Origin of the sequence: Pseudomonas mendocina, assembly GCF_900636545.1 — a bacterium.
In the GTDB taxonomy this organism is placed as follows: Bacteria; Pseudomonadota; Gammaproteobacteria; order Pseudomonadales; family Pseudomonadaceae; genus Aquipseudomonas; species Aquipseudomonas mendocina.
The window spans coordinates 1,574,149-1,590,797 of sequence record NZ_LR134290.1; the positions used below are offsets into that span (position 1 = coordinate 1,574,149).

Below are 16,649 nucleotides of genomic sequence, written 5' to 3' on the forward strand. Positions count from 1 at the left end.
ACATTATTGGTGCCCTTGGCGAGTCGTAACGTCCGGGCGCTCTAGGACGCCCAAATCCCTTGTTAAGGAAGCCCCGCTTATGCGTTTGCGCCTGTTCCACGTTCTACCGCTTGCCTTGGCGATCAGCCTGCCCGCGTACTCCCAGACCCTCCCAGAAGCCATGCAACATGCCATGGGCGCACATCCGGAAATTCAGGCAGGCGTGAATAGTCGTTTGTCTGCCGATAAGCAGCTCGATGCAGCACGTGGGGGCTACCTGCCTTCCGTGGATTTGCTGGCTGGTTACGGGCGTGAAGGCACCGATAACACCTCGACCCGTGCCGCCGGGCGGCATGGCTTCGAAACGCTCAATCGCGGTGAATCCAGCCTGCGTCTGAGCCAGATGGTGTTCGATGGCTTCGCCACCTCCAACGAAGTCGGGCGTCAGCAAGCTACAGTCAATTCTCGTGCCTATGCGCTGCTGGGCACCTCCGAGCGCACTGCGCTGGATGTTGCCGAGGTCTATATCGACGTGCTGCGTCGCCAGGAAATGGTGCGTCTGGCCGAGGACAACCTGCGCAGTCATGAGCGTATCTACGATCAGATCAGCCTGCGCAGCCAGCGCGGTGTCGGCCGTCTGGCCGACCAGGACCAAGCCGAGGCACGTCTTGCCCAGGCACGCAACAACCTGATCACCGAACAGACCAACCTGGCCGATGCGCGTACCAACTTCTACAGCATCGTTGGCCTTGAGCCGGCTGAGCTGGTCGAGCCAGCTGGTCTGCCCGGGCAGTTGCCGGGGAGCCTGCAGGATGCGCGTCAGACGCTGATGGCCAACAGCCCGATCCTGCGTTCGGCTGAGTCCGACGTAGTGGCTACCGAGAAACAGTACGAAGCCGCCAAGTCGCTGTTCTATCCGCGCTTCGATGCGGAGCTGTCGCGTAACGCCGATAGCAACATCGATGGTGTCGACGGCCACTCCAACGAATGGCAGGCCATGCTGCGCATGCGCTACAACCTGTTCGCCGGTGGTAGCCACAAGGCCGATCTGGAGTCCAAGTCCTATCAGGTCAACCAGGCGCTGGATATCCGTAACAACGCCATGCGTGTCCTGAACGAAGACCTGGGCTTGTCCTGGAACGCCCTGAACAATGCCCGTGAGCAGTTGCCCATCGCTCGTGAGTACGTTGAATACAGCACCCGTGTACGCGAGTCGTACCAGAAGCAGTTCAGCATCGGTGAGCGCACCCTGTTGGACCTGCTCGATAGCGAGAACGAACTGTTCACCGCTTCTCGTCGCCTGAGCGATCTGCGCTACAGCGAGTTGTTTACTCAGTACCGCATCAAGGCCACCATGGGCGAGCTGTTGAAGAGTCAGGGGGTTGTGGCGCCGATGGCGACCGTGGTTCAGTCCGATATCAAACCCAAGGCGACGCTCCCCAGCCTCAACTGATCGACCCGCTATGCTTCGAATCGCCCGCCGAGGATCTCTGCATCCTTTGCGGGCGTTCGAGTTTGCGGGGTACGAAGACGTATCCGAAGAATCACTCAAGAGAGTCCTGGTGTGGATCCACAAGCCGGTCGTGTCGAAAGCAACTCCGATCCTCGCGGGCAGCATGATGATCCGCTGCTGGACTCGCTCCTTTCACTCTGTGTCCTGCACCGCAAGCCGGCCAATCGGGCCATGCTCACCAGTGGCCTGCCACTGCCCAAGCAACGCCTGACGGCAGAGTTGCTTCCGCGAGCCGCTGCTCGTGCCGGTTTGCAGGGGCGCCTGCTGCGCAGAAGTCTCGAGCAGATTCCGAAAATCGCACTCCCTGCCTTGCTGCTGCTCAAGGAGGGGCGTTGTGCCGTGCTGCTGGGCTGGAGCGAACAGGGCGACGCTCGCCTGCTGCTCAGCGAAAGCGATGGCGGCGAGGTTAAGGTCGCCCGCGACCTACTGCTCGAGGATTTCAGTGGCCAGGTCTTCTTTGCCCAGCCGCAGCACAAGTACGACCTAGACCAGGGCAGCCTGATCCCGCGGACCCAGTCCTGGTTCCGCGATACCCTCAAGCGCTCGCGCTGGCTATACATGGATGCCGTGGCGGCCAGCCTGCTGATCAACCTGATCGGCCTCGGCGCGCCGTTGTTCGTGATGAACGTCTATGACCGCGTGGTGCCCAACCAGGCCGCTGCCACGTTGTGGGTACTGGCCATTGGTATCTCCGGTGCCTATGTCTTCGATCTACTGCTCAAGACCATGCGTGGGTTGTGTCTCGATCTGGCCGGCAAGAAGACCGACCTGATCATCTCAGCCACGTTGTTCGAACGCATCGTCGGCATGGCCATGAAATTCCGGCCGCAGCGGGTCGGCAGCTTCGCTCAGAACATTCACGAGTTTCAGACGCTGCGCGATTTTCTGGCTTCGCTGACGCTGACCAGCGTCATTGACCTGCCATTCACCTTGTTGATCCTGCTGGTGATCGGCCTGCTCGGCGGGCATCTGGTGTGGATTCCACTGCTGGCCTTCCCCTTGGCGATGGGCATCAGCTGGCTGCTGCAGAAGCCCCTGGTGGCCACCATGGATCGCACCATGGCCCTGGCTGCCGAGCGTCAGTCCAGCCTGATCGAGACCCTGGCCGGCCTCGATGCGGTGAAGGTGAACAACGCCGAAAGCGACCGCCAGTATCTCTGGGAGCAGACCATCGGCACGCTGGGGCGCCTGGAACTGCGGGTCAAGATGCTGTCGAGCCTGGCGATGAACCTCACCATGCTGATTCAGCAGCTGGCCGGGGTGATCATGATCGTTGCCGGTGTCTACCTGATCATGGCCGGTGACCTGAGCATGGGGGGCCTGATCGCCTGCTACATGCTCAATGGCCGCGCCCTGGGGCCGCTGAGCCAGCTCTCCGGTCTGTTCACCCGCTACCAGCAAGCGCGCCTGACCATGATCAACGTCGACCAGATGATGGATCTGCCGCAGGAGCGCCACGAGGGTGAGCAGCCGCTGGTTCGTGCCAAGCTGCAGGGCAGCCTGGAGTTGCGCCAAGTCAGCTTTACCTATCCGCACCAGCAGAGCCCCGCGCTCAGCGAGATCAACCTGATCGTTCGGCCGGGCGAGAAGATCGGCATCATCGGCCGCAGTGGTTCAGGCAAGAGTTCGCTGGCCAAGTTGATCGTCGGCCTGTACCAGGCCGACTCGGGAAGCCTGCTGATCGACGGTACCGATATCCGCCAGTTGGACATCAGCGAGTTGCGCCACAACATCGGCTACGTGCCTCAGGACATCCAGCTGTTCAGCGGCACCCTGCGCGAAAACCTGATGGCCGGTGCCCGCTACGTCGAGGACGAGTTGGTGTTGCAGGCCTCGGAGTTGGCAGGGGTCCATGAGTTCGCGCGCCTGCATGCACAAGGCTATGAACTGCAGGTCGGTGAGCGCGGGCAGAACCTGTCCGGTGGCCAGCGGCAGAACGTTGCGCTGGCGCGCGCGCTGTTGCTTGATCCGCCGATCCTGCTGCTGGATGAACCGACCAGTTCCATGGACAATCCGGGCGAAGAGCGCCTGAAGGAGCGTATCGGTGCAGTCATCGCTAACAAGACGCTGCTGTTGGTGACACATCGCGCGTCCATGCTGTCGCTGGTCGATCGTCTTCTGATCGTCGACCGTGGCCGCATCATTGCCGATGGTCCCAAGGAGTCGGTCATGGAAGCACTGAAGAAGGGGCAGATCAGTGTCGCTTAAGGCATTCGCTATGTTGCGTCAGTATTTCCAGGGCGGCGAGCAGTTGTCCGGCGAGCCGCTACCCGAAGTCGACAAGGCTTTGGTGGAGGACGCACCACGTGTGGTGCGCCTGACCATCTGGACACTGTTGGGCTTCGTCGTCTTTCTGGGCGTCTGGGCGCATTTCGCCGAAATCGATGAAGTGACTCGCGGCGAGGGCAAGGCGATTCCCTCGTCCAAGTTGCAGAAGGTGCAGAACCTCGAGGGCGGCATCGTTTCCGAGTTGTTCATCCATGAGGGGCAGGTGGTCGAGGTTGGCGCGCCGCTGTTGCGCCTGGACCCTACGCGTTTCGAGTCCAACGTAGGTGAGACCGAGGCCGACCGTACCTCGATGCAACTGCGCGTCGAGCGCCTGAGCGCCGAGGTGGATGACCGCCCGCTGCTGATCCCGGATGAGTTGCGCGCACTGGCACCTGAACAGGCTGCCAGCGAAGAGGCGCTGTACCTAAGCCGTCGCCAGCAATTGAATGACGAACTGGGTGGCCTCGAACAGCAGATGGTGCAAAGGCGCCAGGAGCTGCAGGAGTTCATCTCCAAGCAGGCGCAGTTCCGCAACAGCTTGCAGTTGCTGCGTCAGGAAATCGCCATCTCCGAACCCCTGGTCGCGGAAGGCGCCATTTCGCGCGTGGAGGTGTTACGCCTGCGCCGTGCCGAGGTGGAAACCCGTGGGCAGCTGGACGCCACGACCTTGGCCATCCCCCGTGCCGAATCGGCGATCAAGGAAGCGGAGAACAAGCTTGCCGAAACCCGCTCACGCTTTCGCAGCGAGGCGCTTGGCCAGTTGAACGAGGCCCGCACCGAGCTGACCAAGGCCAATGCCACCGGCAAGGCACTGGAGGATCGGGTCAAGCGCACCCTGGTCACTTCGCCGGTGCGTGGCATCGTCAAGCAACTGCTGGTCAACACCATCGGTGGCGTGATCCAGCCCGGCAGCGATTTGGTGGAAATCGTGCCGCTGGACGACACCCTGTTGGTGGAGGCACGCATTCGTCCGCAGGACATCGCCTTCCTCCATCCCGGGCAGAAGGCCATGGTCAAGTTCACCGCCTATGACTTCACCATCTATGGTGGCCTGGAAGCGGATCTCGAACAGATCGGCGCCGATACCGTCACTGACGAGGACGGCAACAGCTTCTACCTGATCAAGCTGCGCACCCGCAAAAGCCACCTCGGTAGCGAGGAGAATCCCTTGCTGATCATTCCCGGCATGGTGGCCTCGGTGGACATCATGACCGGCAAGAAGAGCATCCTCAGCTACCTGCTCAAGCCCATCATCCGGGCGCGTGCCGAGGCCTTGCGCGAGCGTTGACGTTGGCAGACTCGCTCAGAGACTGTTCAAAGGCTCGCGAGCTGGAGCCAAACAAGGCGAAAAGACCTGAGGAAGCGGAGTTTACAAGTGCCAAATGAGCATTCCGAAGGTCTTTTCAACGCCGTTTGGCCGACGCGCAGCAGCCTTTGAGCTGGCTCTCAGACGAACAGCTGCTGCACCACCGAAAAGTCCTGCTTGCCCTTGCCCTGCTTGAGCAGCAGGCGGTAGAGCTGCAGTGCCAGGGCACCCATCGGTGCGCTGTTGCCGTTGTGGCTTGCGGTTTCCTGCGCCAGGCCAAGGTCCTTGGCCATCAGCTCGGCCATGAAGCCGCCACTGTAACCCTTGGATGCCGGAGCGCTCTCCATCACACCGGGCCAGGGGTTGTACTTCTCCAGCGTCCAGTTGCCGCCCGAACTCTGCCGCATGATCTCCGCCAGCACGGCCGGATCCAGGCCGTTGGCCACGCCCATGGCCATGGCCTCGGCGGTGGCGATCATCTGTACGGCGAGCACCTGGTTGTTGCACACCTTGGCCACCTGGCCGGCGCCGTCAGGGCCGGCGTGGAAGATGTTCTTGCCCATGGCTGCGAGCATCGGCCGGGCTCGCTCCAGCGCTTCGGCTTCCCCTCCGACCATGAAGGTCAGGGTGCCGGCCGCTGCGCCGCCAGTGCCGCCGGATACCGGCGCATCGAGCAGGGCGACGCCACGCTCACGGGCTGCGGCGTGCACTTTGCGCGCGGCCTCCGGGGCGATGGTCGAACACTCGATCACCAGCGTGCCGGCGGGTAGTCGAGCGAGCAGGCCTTCTTCGCCCAGGTAGAGGCTTTCTACATGGCGGCTGGCAGGCAGCATGCTGATCACCACCTGTGCCTGGTCGATGGCCTCTACGGCGCTGTCGGCCGCTACTGCGCCTTCGCCAGACAGGGTCTCTACGGTGCTGCGCACCAGGTCGAATACTTTCAGCGGGTAACCGGCCTTGAGCAGGTTGCGGGCCATGGGCAGGCCCATATGGCCGAGGCCGATAAAGGCGATCTGGGTCATGGAGGCTCTCCTTCCTGTTGAATGTCGCAGGGGCGCCCAGGCGCACCGATTGTTTGTGGCTTGGATGCAATCCGGGGACTGGTTCCGGGTTTTCCCGGATTTCATCCGAGCTACGTGTTTCTTCTAACGTTTCTACAAATCTGCCAACGGATGCTCGCCGTCCCAGGCCGGGGCGAAGTGCGCTTCGATCACCGCCTCCGGAATAGTCGCGACGTCCGGCCAGTGCCAATGCGGCGTCTGGTCCTTGTCGATCAGCCTGGCGCGTACACCTTCGGGGAATTCGGGGTGGCGGCAGCAGTTCAGGCTCATGGCGTACTCCATGCGAAACACCTCGGCCAGCGACAGATGGCGCGCGCGGCGGATCTGTTGCCAGACCAGGTGCGCGGTCAGCGGGCTGCCATGGGCCAGGGTCTTGGCGGCTCGTGCCAGCAGAGCGTCGTCATCCTGCTGCAAGGCAGCAATGGCCTTTACGGCTGCTGGCAGGTCGGCGACGTCCAGCATGTCGTCGATGCGCTCGCGGCGTGGCAGCCACTGCGCGGCGGGTAGCTCGGACGTGGCTTCGTTTTCCAGCGCGCGCAACAGGCTATGCAGTTGCAGATCGGCTTGCTCGCGCCAGTTCAGCTGCACCAGGCCTTCGAGCAAGGCGTCTTGCTGGTCGTCGCGAAGGAAGCGATCGGCCAGATTCAGGTCCAGCGCATCGCGGGCATTGATGCTGGCGGCGGTCAGGCCGAGAAACAGGCCCAGGCGGCCCGGTAGGCGGGTGAGGAACCAGCTGCCGCCGACATCCGGATAAAGGCCGATATTGATTTCCGGCATCCCCAGACGACTGCTCGGGGTGACGACGCGGATGCCGGCGCCCTGCATCAGGCCCATGCCGCCGCCCAGCACATGGCCGTGGGCCCAGCAGATGAAGGGCTTGGGGTAGGTGTGGATGCGGTAATCGAGGCGGTATTCGTCGGCGAAGAACTGGCGCGCCAGAGGCGGCACTTCACCGGGGTGGTCGCGGCATTGCTGCACCAGGCGCACCACGTCGCCACCTGCGCAGAAGGCTTTCGTACCGTTGCCGCGCAGCATCACGCAGGCGATGCTCGGGTCTTCGGCCCATGCCCTGAGGCGCGCATCGAGCGCCTCGATCATCGGCAGGGACAAGGCATTGAGGCTCTTCTCGGCGTCCAGGCTGGCGATACCGATGCGGTAGCCGTGCAGGCTGGGGCGTTCTTCGAAGGTTACGTTCATCATCGGGCTCTCGGTGCGCACGGCGCACTCTACGGGCGGAGCGAAACCGCGGGTTATTTATTACGCCACTGCGGGTCGCGCTTTTCCAAAAAGGCGTTGACGCCTTCGCGGGTGTCGTCGGCATCGAACAGATCGACGAAGCGCTCGCGCTCCTCCGGTAACCAGGTGTTCGGGCCGCGTTGACGGGCGCCCTCGATCAGCGGCTTGATGGTGCGCACCGCCACCGGGCTTTGCCGTGCGACCTTGGAGGCGAGCAGCAGGGCCGTGCCACGTGCTTCGCCGGTGTCCACCACTTGCTCGACCAGACCGATGCGCAGGGCCGTGTCGGCGTCGATGCGTTCGCCACAGAGGATCATGCGCTTGGCCCAGCCTTCTCCGACCAGCCAGGGCAGTGCCTGGGTACCACCGGCGCAGGGCAACAGGCCCACGGCGGCTTCCGGCAGGGCCATCTGCGCCTGGCGTTCGGCGATGCGGATGTCGCAGGCCAGTGCGCACTCCAGGCCTCCGCCCATGGCGTAGCCATTGATCGCGGCGATGGATACGCCGCGAAAATCGCGCAGGGTTTCGAAGGCCTCGCCGAAGCGCCGCGCCATTTCGCGGGCACGCGCCTTGTCGCCGTCGGCGAACATGTTCAGGTCGGCACCAGCGGAGAAGAATTTCGGGCCTTGGCCGGTCACCACCAGGGCGTAGACTTCGTCGTCACGGTTGAGGTGCTCGACCACCAGTTTGAGGCCGATCAGCGAGTCACGGTCCCAGGTATTGGCCGGCGGATGGTTGATGGTGATCAGCGCGGTGTGGCCGTGCTTTTCCACGGTGAGCTTGTGGGTCAGGTCGAAGATGCCGGATTTGTAGGTTTCCAGTGCGGTGCTCATAACGACTCCTCGTCAATTTCTTCCCCTCCCATCGATGGGTGGGGATTCAGCGGTTACAGCAGGCGATCGAGCATGCCGCCCTGCAGCAGCAGGCGGCGGGCGATGATCACCCGCATGATTTCGTTGGTGCCTTCCAGTATCTGGTGCACGCGTGCGTCGCGTACCCAGCGCTCCAGTGGGTAGTCATTCAGATAGCCGTAGCCGCCATGGAGTTGCAGGGCCTGGTTACAGACGTCGAAGCAATGGTCGGTGGCGAAGCGCTTGGCCATCGCGCAGTAGAGGCTCGCTTCGCCGTGGCCATGGTCGAGCTTGTGCGCGGCCAGGCGCACCATCTGCCGGCTGGCGGTGAGATCCGTGAGCATGTCGGCGAGCTTGAACTGCAGCGCCTGGAACTGGCTGAGTGCCTTGCCGAACTGTTTGCGCTCCTCTACGTAGCGCAGACTCTGTTCAAGCGCCGCCTGGGCGGCACCGAGCGAACAACTGGCGATATTCAGACGGCCGCCGTCCAAGCCTCTCATGGCGTAGACGAAACCCTCACCTTCCGGGCCGATACGGTTGCTGGCAGGAACGCGCACGCCCTCGAAGGTGATGGTGCGGGTTGGTTGCGCCTTCCAGCCCATCTTGTCCTCGTTGCGCCCATAACGCACACCCGGTGCATTGGCCGGAACCAGCAAGCAGGAGATGCCCTTGGCACCGTCCTCGCCGGTACGTGCCATGACGATCAGGACGTCGGTGCTGCCGGCTCCGGAGATAAAGCACTTGCTGCCATCGATCACGTAGTCGCCGCCATCGCGTCGCGCGCGGGTGCGCAGGTTGGCCGCGTCCGAGCCGGCGTCTGGTTCGGTCAGGCAGTAGGAGGCCAGTGACTGGCCGTTGATAAGCCCTGGCAGCCAGGCGTCCTTGAGCGCCTGGTCGGCGAAGCTGGCAAGCATCCAGGTGGCCATGTTGTGGATGGTCAGGTAGGCCGTGGTGGCTACGCAGCCCGCCGCCAGCTGTTCGAATATCAGTGAGCTGGACAGTCGCGAGAGCCCGAGGCCGCCATCCTCCTCGCGCAGATACAGGGCCAGGTAGCCCTGTTCGGCTGCACGGCGGATCACCTCGATAGGGAAGTGATGTTCACGGTCCCAGTCCGCGGCATGGGGCGTCAGCTCCCGAGCGGCGAAGGCTCGGGCGCTGTCGGTGAACAGGCGTTGTTCGTCACTGAGTTCGAAGTCCATGGCATCTCATTGCAAGGTCAGGGGTTGGCCGCCGGCTCGGCGCTCGGCCTGCCACTCGGTGAGGCTGGGTAGCGCGCTGCTGGCGTCGAGTCGGTCGACGATTTCGAAGTAGTCCTGTTTGAGCGGGTCCTTGAGCACTTCGTCGCGCGGTTTCACCTTCACTGCGTACACGGTCTGCAGGTTCTGGTGATCGAAGGCGCGCCATTGCTGCTCGTCCTTGAGCAGGGTGTAGCGATGACCCTCCAGCGCCTTGATCAGCGCTTCGCTATCGAGACTATTGGCGCGTTTGGCAGCATCGGCCCACTGCTGGACGATGCTGTAGGCCGACGCGGCAGAGCTGGACGGGTACATTTCGTAGCGGGTCTTGAAGGACTGGACGAATGCTTCGCCGCGCGCGGATTTTTCCAGCGCCGGTACGCGCCAGGTCCATGGTTCCGTGCCGATCACGCCCTGCATCAGATTGGGGCCGGCCTGTTCGACCATGCTTTGGGTGAGGTTGGGGGCAACGATCTGCATGCGTTCGGTCAGACCCAGGTCCTTGGCGATGCGCATGGCACGCACCAGATCTTCGCCGAACAGCACCAGCGCGAGGATATCGGCGTTACTGGCGGCGGCCTGGGTCAGGGCGTCCTGATAGTCGGCCAGACGCGCGCCGGGGAAGGGGACGTGCACGCCAGCGTGCTGGGCGGCGTTGTCGCTCGCAGTGGCCTGGCGCAGCGAGGCTTCGGTGGTGTGGCCCCAGGTGTAATCGGCGGTGACGTAGAAGTAGCGCTTGTTCGGCAGGGTTTTGCTCAGATACTGGCCAAGTACCTTGGCGCTCATCCAGGCGTTGTTGCACTCGCGGAACATATAGCGGTGGCCGTCCTTGCCCGTGGTGTCGTTGGAGTAGGTGAGGGTGCCGAAGTACAGCAAGCCGTGTTCCTTGGCGCGCTTGCCGGCGGCGATGGCGACTGCACTCGAAGAGCCGCCGAAGAGCATCACCGCGCCTTCGGCGGCGAGCTTGTCGACGTTCTTCTCCGCTTTGGCCGGACGCGAGGCGGTGTCCTTGCTGGATAGGCGCAAGGGCCGTCCCAGTACACCGCCCTGGGCATTGATCTCGTCGATGGCCAGCAGGGCTCCACGCATTTGCGCCAACCCCTCCTCCTTGTATGGTCCGGTGCGCGGGTAGTTGAGCCCGAGGGTAATGGGCTCGGCAGCCTGCGCACAGGCGGTGATTCCGGCCCACAGGGCCAGGATGGCAGACAGTTGGCGCATTGCAGTTCTCCTTGTTTTTGTTCTGCAAGGAGCCTTTTTACGCCGCTTGTCCAGTTCTCGTGATCGTCTTTTCGTCTAATGAGAACGCCGTTCTCATTTCAGCTGAATGGTCATGTTCGGCCCGGCCTCCAGCGGCGTGTCGTCGAACCAGCGGCTGGTCACCGTCTTGGTCTCGGTATAGAAGCGCACCGCCTGCTTGCCGTAAGCGTGCAGGTCGCCGTAGAACGAGCCCTTCCAGCCGGTGAAGGAGAAGAACGGCAATGGCACCGGGATCGGCACGTTGATGCCCACCTGGCCAACTTCAATCGCATGCTGGAAATGCCGCGCAGCGCCGCCGGAGCGGGTGAACAGACTGGTGCCGTTGCCATAGGGGCTGGCATTGACCAGCGCGATGGCTTCTTCGAGGGTCTCGACCTCCATGCACACCAGCACCGGGCCGAAGATTTCCTCGCGGTACAGGCTCATCTCCGTCGTCACGTCACGGAACAGCGTCGGGCCGACCCAGTTGCCGTTCGGGTAACCCTCGACCGCGCACTGCGAACCATCGAGCAGGCACTCGGCGCCTTCGGCCTTGCCTTGGTCGATCAGGCGCAACACGCGCTGGCGCGCCTGCGGGCTGATCAGCGGGCCGTAGGCGGCACCGGTGTCCTGCCAGTGACCGGGGCGCAGTGTGGCCATCTGCGTCGCCAGCTCGTCGATCCATTGTTTCGAATCGCCGACGAACACCGCTACGCTGATCGCCATGCAGCGCTGGCCTGCGGCGCCGCAACTGGCACCGAGCAGGTTGCTGAGTACTTGATCTTTCGGCGCGTCGGGCATGATCACCATATGGTTCTTGGCGCCAGCGAAGGCCTGCACCCGTTTCAAATGCTGGGTGCCGGTGCGATAGACGTGCTGGCCCACCGTTACCGAGCCGACGAAGGACACGGCGCGCACGAGCGGATGCACCAGCAGCGCATCGACCTGCTCACGCCCGCCATGCAGCACCTGCAGCACGCCAGGCGGCGCTCCGGCCTCAAGGAACAGCTCTGCCAGGCGATTGGGGGTCATCGGGTCCTGTTCGGACGGTTTCAGGATGAAGGCGTTGCCGCAGGCGATGGCCAGCGGAAACATCCACAGCGGGATCATCGCCGGGAAGTTGAAAGGCGTGATGCCGACACATACGCCGAGCGGCTGGATCCAGCTGGCGGTGTCGATCTCGCGGGCGACGTTCTCCACCGTCTCGCCCATCATCAGGCTGGCGATGTTGGCGGCGTGCTCGGCCACTTCGATACCGCGCCACACATCGCCCTTGGCATCGGCGAAGGTCTTGCCAGTTTCCTGCGCGAGAATTTCCGCCAGCTCATCGTGGTGTTCCTTGAGCAGATGCTGGTAGCGCAGCATCAGGCGGGCGCGTTCCGACACCGGCACCTCGCGCCAGGTGAGGAAGGCCTGTTGCCCACTGGCTACTGCGGTTTCGATCTCCTCGGTGGTGGCCTTGGGGGCGAGGGCGATCACTTCCTGGGTGGCCGGGTCGATGACTTCGATCAGGTCCGTGGCCTGGCTTTGCAGCCACTGGCCATCGATCAGTTGCGGGAGCGTGCGGGGCATGGGCGCCTCCTGTTGTTCTTGTATGGAGCCTTTATAGCCACTTCATGTCTGCTTGTGGATTGACGATCTTGGTCTTGAGATGGACGATCTTGTCATTCGAATCGTCTTGGTGGAGGCGTCAGGCATGGGGCAGCGAGTGGAAACCTCAAATTGGCCGCTGCCGCTCGGTGGACAACGCTTCATCACACCGCCGCGTCTGCGTCGGCTTCTGGCACGCCATGCGCTTAGCTCGGGCTGCTATCTCCTGGCCATGGGGTTTTATCCTGACGCAGCCGGCCATCAGATGCGGCGTCTGCAGCCGGACGATCATCTGCTGATCTATTGCCGCTCCGGCAGGGGCTGGTTGGAAACAGCGGATGGACGATTGGATGTCACTGCTGGCGATTTGCTGCTGCTGCCCAAGGCGATGCCGCATAGCTATGGTGCCGATGCGCAAAGCCCCTGGACGATCTATTGGGTGCACTTCGATGGCAGCTTCAGTGAGGATTTCCTGCTTCTGCTAGGCACGCAACCGTTGCGACGTATCGGTTTGCAGCCAAGGCTGATTGGCGACTTCGAGGCATTGCTGGGCCTGCAGCGGCAGGGGCTCAACGCCTTGCCTTTCATTCATGCCGCGCACCGTCTGCAGGCGATGCTCAGCTCGCTGGCGGTGCTGCCGGCGCGGGTCAATCTCAAGTCCGGGCGAGTGCTGGATATCGAGGCGGTGCAGGCGGTGATGCGCGAGCATCTGCATGGCAGCCTTAACCTCGACGAACTGGCGGCGCAGTTCAAGCTGTCGCGCTTTCATTTCGCCAAGACCTACCGCGCGCTGACCGGCCATGCACCGATTCAGGACTTCATCCAGCTGAAGATGGCCCTGGCCTGCCGCTTGCTCGACCGCGGAGATATCGAGGTGCGCCAGGTCGCCGAGCAGCTTGGCTACGACGATCCCTATTACTTCTCACGGCTGTTTCGCAAGGTGGTGGGCATGGCGCCCAGTCATTACCGGGCACTGCACCAGGGGTAACGAGGGCGTCAGGCGAGCAGGCGCTTCCACAGTTGCAGTTCGCCGGCCAACTCCTGCCTCAGCTCGGCGAGCGGTTGTTCCAGACCGAGCTTTGCCTGCGCCGGCAGCGGCTCGTCCTGGGACCGGTTCGCCTGCAGGGCGCTGGCGAGCAGGACCAGATCCGCCAGGTCGGCCACGCCGTCATGCTGGCGTTGCCATTGACCGTAGAGGCGGGTGGATTCGATGACCGCTGAAGGCAACTGCCAGCGCGTGAGGATCAGAGCGCCGAGGTCCCCCGACAGTCGTTCGCACAGTTCGTGCAGCGTATCGCCATCGCGTGGCACGTCCGGCCAGTGCTCCAGCTCCGAGAGCAGTGGCAGGCTGCCGATGTCCTGCAACAGACCGCCGAGCATGGCGTCGTCCAGCGACAGTCCAGTGCGCTGCGCCAATACCGCGCAGTAGGCGGCGCGCTCCCGTGCGCTGCGCCAGCGAGTCCGAAAGGCCTGCTGCAGGGCCGGTTCGGTGCTGGTGAACAGATTCTGCAGACTGAAGCCCAGCACCAGATCGGCCAACTGTCGGGTGCCGAGGCGGCCCAGCAGTTCGCGCAGCGAGCTGCACGCACGATCACCGCGCAGCAGGGGGGTGTTGGAGAATTGCATCAGGTACGCGGCCAGCGGCGGATCCCCGTTAATCACGCGGGTCAGCTGTTCCAGCGAAGTGCGTGGATCCTCCAGCAGCTTTTTGATGCGTACGGCTGCTTCGGGCATTTGCGGAATTCTGGCCTCGCCCTTCAGGAAGCGATTGAGCAGTGCCATGCGCAGGGTGTCGGCAGTGGTTGGCATCGTCTTCGAGTCCGTTCACGGTGGCTATGATCGAAAGGCTAGCAAAGCATCTCGACGCGTGCCGGGCTGGCCTTTCTTGACTTGCGGCAACCCCTTCTCTAGCGTGCCTGCTCTTGTGGAAAACCAGGCAGGAAAAGCGCATGACCGAAGATCGCATCAAACTCGAAGCCAGCTGGAAGGAAGCGCTGCGCGAGGAGTTCGACAAGCCCTACATGAAGGAGCTGCGCGAGTTCCTGCGGGCAGAGAAGGCGGCTGGCAAGGAAATCTACCCGCCGGGTCCGCTGATCTTCAATGCGCTCAATTCCACGCCGCTTGATCAGGTCAAGGTGGTGATCATCGGACAGGACCCCTACCACGGCCCGGGCCAGGCGCACGGCTTGTGCTTCTCGGTGCAGCCGGGCGTGCAAACGCCGCCGTCGCTGGTGAATATCTACAAGGAGCTCAAGCGCGATCTCAATATCGACATCCCGGCCCACGGTTATCTGCAGAGTTGGGCCGACCAGGGCGTGTTGCTGCTCAACACGTCCCTGACCGTGGAACGTGCCAATGCCGGCTCGCACGCGAACAAGGGCTGGCAGTTCTTTACCGACCGGGTGATCGAAGTGGTCAGTGAACATCAGCCCAAGCTGGTGTTCCTGCTCTGGGGTAGCCACGCGCAGAGCAAGCAGCGTCTGATCGACCCGACCAAGCACCTAGTGCTGCGCTCGCCGCACCCGTCTCCGCTGTCCGCGCATCGTGGCTTCATCGGCAATGGTCATTTCAGTCGCTGCAACCAGTTCCTCAGCCAGAACGGTATGACTCCCATCGACTGGCAGTTGCCACCGCTTTGACGAGGCGCTTCAGCGCTGCGCCACTGACTGATCAGACGTGCACTGTTGCGCAGCCAGGTCGCTGTGCAGACTTTGCAGGCGCTGGTCAGCACGCGCCATCTGGCGCGAGTCGGCTTGAGTGACCAGGTCGACGATCATCTCCGCCATGGCCTGGCGATTTTTCTCATAACTGGCCTGATAGGCGCTGGTGTAGAAACGTTCGCGTTGTTGCAGCAGGGCGGTCATGCGTGCGGCGAAGTCATCGCCGCGACGAACCTCCAGTGTTTCACGCAGCGCCTGTTGCCAGGCCAGGCGGTTATCCATCCACACCTGATTCTGTTCACCCAGGCTGTGCGCCCAGCGCTGCACACGGTCGCGCTGCTCGGTATTGAGGTCGCCAAACCAGGGTTGCAGACGCTCCTCCATGCGCTCGGCGCGCCGGTCGATCTGCTCCTGCAGCGGCGCCTCGAGGAATTCCTCGCGCAGCTTGGCGTTCTGCTCGTCCAGTGATGCCAATAGCTGATCGACCTGGCGCGGGCTGAGACCGCGCAGCAACTCGATGGCGCTGGGGGTGACTTCCACGGCGATACGCTGCATGGCCTGCTCGAATTCGGCCAGTTGGCTAGCCATCAGCTCGCTGTCCTGGTTGCTCATTGCCTGCTGAGTGCGCTGTAGCCAGTCCAGATAACGCGGCAGCTCGGTGCTACAGTGCCAGGCCAGGTGCTCCTGCAATTGGGGTTTGAGCCAGGCGCTCTGCTCGCTGGTTAGCGCCACGTAATCGTTGAGCTTCCAGGGAATCAGCCAGTCGAGATTGCGGTAGGCCAGGCCGACACGGCTGCATGCGCTCAGCAGCAAGGTGGTGACCAGTAGCAGCAGCAGGGATTTGCGCATGTACGCAGTCTCGCGAGGACAGATTCCCTTGAGACTAATACGCGTCGAACATGGCGCAAGAGGGCGGAAATATTCGCTTAAGACTTCTGTGAAGCGGGCTTGCGGAGCACGGATAAAAAGAAACCGCCCCGAAGGGCGGTTCCGATCTCGCGGTCTGCGCTTAGCCGCCGAGGTAGGCGTCGCGTACCTTGGGGTCACTGAGCAGCTCTTCACCGCTACCCTGCATGACGATATGGCCGTTCTCCAGCACATAGCCACGGTCGGCCAGCTTCAGCGCCTGGTTGGCGTTCTGCTCGACCAGGAACACGGTCACACCGTCCTTGCGCAGTTGTTCGATGATGTCGAAGATCTGCTGGATGATGATCGGCGCCAGACCCAGCGACGGCTCGTCGAGCAGCAGCAGATTGGGCTTGCTCATCAATGCACGGCCGATGGCGAGCATCTGCTGTTCACCACCGCTCATGGTGCCGGCGCGCTGAGCGAAGCGTTCCTTCAGGCGCGGAAACAGGTGCAGGACCTTGTCCAGTTGCTCCTGATTGTCCGCTTTGTCACCGAAGAAACCGCCCATGGCCAGGTTTTCCTCGACGGTCAGACGGGCGAACACGCGACGGCCTTCCGGCACGATGGCGATGCTCTTGCGCATGATCTCGGGAGTGTCCATGCCCACCAGTTCTTCACCCAGGTAGCGGATGCTGCCACTGGTGGCGCGCGGGTTGCCGCACAGGGTCATCAGCAGGGTCGACTTGCCGGCACCGTTGGCGCCGATCAGGGTGACGATCTCGCCTTTCTGCACTTCGATGCTGACATCGTGCAGGGCCTGGATCTTGCCGTAGAAGGTTGAGACGTTGTTGAAGCTCAGCATGGA

At 62.9% G+C, this 16,649-nt stretch carries 14 protein-coding genes; 5 read left to right on the forward strand and 9 right to left on the reverse strand.

Annotated features, from left to right (window positions below; all coding sequences use genetic code 11):
- Window positions 1-79 precede the first annotated feature (79 nt).
- The 3 genes from EL191_RS07210 to EL191_RS07220 all read left to right on the forward strand — a co-directional run bounded on the left by EL191_RS07210 (window position 80) and on the right by EL191_RS07220 (window position 5,048).
- On the forward strand, window positions 80-1,432 hold the full coding sequence (locus tag EL191_RS07210) for a TolC family outer membrane protein (RefSeq protein WP_041977705.1): 1,353 nt from the start codon (window positions 80-82) through the stop codon (window positions 1,430-1,432).
- A 111-nt stretch (window positions 1,433-1,543) separates the two neighbouring features.
- Window positions 1,544-3,700 (forward strand): type I secretion system permease/ATPase, encoded by a 2,157-nt coding sequence (locus tag EL191_RS07215; protein ID WP_013714563.1) that lies wholly within the window; start codon window positions 1,544-1,546, stop codon window positions 3,698-3,700.
- 10 nt (window positions 3,701-3,710) lie between these two features.
- A complete protein-coding gene (locus EL191_RS07220; RefSeq protein WP_013714564.1) occupies window positions 3,711-5,048 on the forward strand; it encodes an HlyD family type I secretion periplasmic adaptor subunit in 1,338 nt (445 codons plus the stop codon).
- 158 nt (window positions 5,049-5,206) lie between these two features.
- Here the strand turns inward: EL191_RS07220 and mmsB are convergent, their stop codons facing one another.
- The 6 genes from mmsB to EL191_RS07250 form a co-directional block, all read right to left on the reverse strand.
- Window positions 5,207-6,088, reverse strand: a complete 882-nt coding sequence (gene mmsB, locus EL191_RS07225) for a 3-hydroxyisobutyrate dehydrogenase (RefSeq protein WP_013714565.1) — start codon at window positions 6,086-6,088, stop codon at window positions 5,207-5,209.
- Window positions 6,089-6,220: 132 nt separating this feature from the next.
- Window positions 6,221-7,324, reverse strand: a complete 1,104-nt coding sequence (locus EL191_RS07230) for an enoyl-CoA hydratase/isomerase family protein (RefSeq protein WP_041978171.1) — start codon at window positions 7,322-7,324, stop codon at window positions 6,221-6,223.
- Between the two features lie 53 nt (window positions 7,325-7,377).
- A complete protein-coding gene (locus tag EL191_RS07235; protein ID WP_013714567.1) occupies window positions 7,378-8,196 on the reverse strand; it encodes an enoyl-CoA hydratase in 819 nt (272 codons plus the stop codon).
- A gap of 53 nt (window positions 8,197-8,249) precedes the next feature.
- A complete protein-coding gene (locus EL191_RS07240) occupies window positions 8,250-9,413 on the reverse strand; it encodes an acyl-CoA dehydrogenase family protein (protein WP_041977710.1) in 1,164 nt (387 codons plus the stop codon).
- A 6-nt stretch (window positions 9,414-9,419) separates the two neighbouring features.
- Window positions 9,420-10,667 (reverse strand): substrate-binding protein, encoded by a 1,248-nt coding sequence (locus EL191_RS07245; RefSeq protein WP_013714569.1) that lies wholly within the window; start codon window positions 10,665-10,667, stop codon window positions 9,420-9,422.
- 93 nt (window positions 10,668-10,760) lie between these two features.
- Window positions 10,761-12,257: a CoA-acylating methylmalonate-semialdehyde dehydrogenase gene (locus tag EL191_RS07250; RefSeq protein WP_041977713.1), complete on the reverse strand. Its 1,497-nt coding sequence runs from the start codon at window positions 12,255-12,257 to the stop codon at window positions 10,761-10,763.
- A gap of 124 nt (window positions 12,258-12,381) precedes the next feature.
- On the opposite strand from EL191_RS07250, the gene EL191_RS07255 reads away from it, so the two are divergent.
- On the forward strand, window positions 12,382-13,263 hold the full coding sequence (locus EL191_RS07255; RefSeq protein ID WP_017361685.1) for an AraC family transcriptional regulator: 882 nt from the start codon (window positions 12,382-12,384) through the stop codon (window positions 13,261-13,263).
- Window positions 13,264-13,271: 8 nt separating this feature from the next.
- Here the strand turns inward: EL191_RS07255 and EL191_RS07260 are convergent, their stop codons facing one another.
- Complete coding sequence (locus tag EL191_RS07260) at window positions 13,272-14,084, reverse strand: HDOD domain-containing protein (protein WP_017361684.1); 813 nt, start codon at window positions 14,082-14,084, stop codon at window positions 13,272-13,274.
- A 140-nt stretch (window positions 14,085-14,224) separates the two neighbouring features.
- Between EL191_RS07260 and ung the strand changes: the two genes are divergently transcribed.
- Window positions 14,225-14,914 carry a uracil-DNA glycosylase gene (gene ung / locus EL191_RS07265; RefSeq protein WP_013714573.1) on the forward strand — a complete coding sequence of 230 codons (690 nt, stop codon included), beginning with the start codon at window positions 14,225-14,227 and terminating at the stop codon, window positions 14,912-14,914.
- 9 nt (window positions 14,915-14,923) lie between these two features.
- Here ung and EL191_RS07270 read toward each other — a convergent pair whose 3' ends face one another.
- Window positions 14,924-15,784 (reverse strand): DUF6279 family lipoprotein, encoded by an 861-nt coding sequence (locus tag EL191_RS07270; protein ID WP_013714574.1) that lies wholly within the window; start codon window positions 15,782-15,784, stop codon window positions 14,924-14,926.
- 160 nt (window positions 15,785-15,944) lie between these two features.
- Window positions 15,945-16,646 carry an ABC transporter ATP-binding protein gene (locus EL191_RS07275; RefSeq protein ID WP_013714575.1) on the reverse strand — a complete coding sequence of 234 codons (702 nt, stop codon included), beginning with the start codon at window positions 16,644-16,646 and terminating at the stop codon, window positions 15,945-15,947.
- Between the last annotated feature and the right edge of the window lie 3 nt (window positions 16,647-16,649).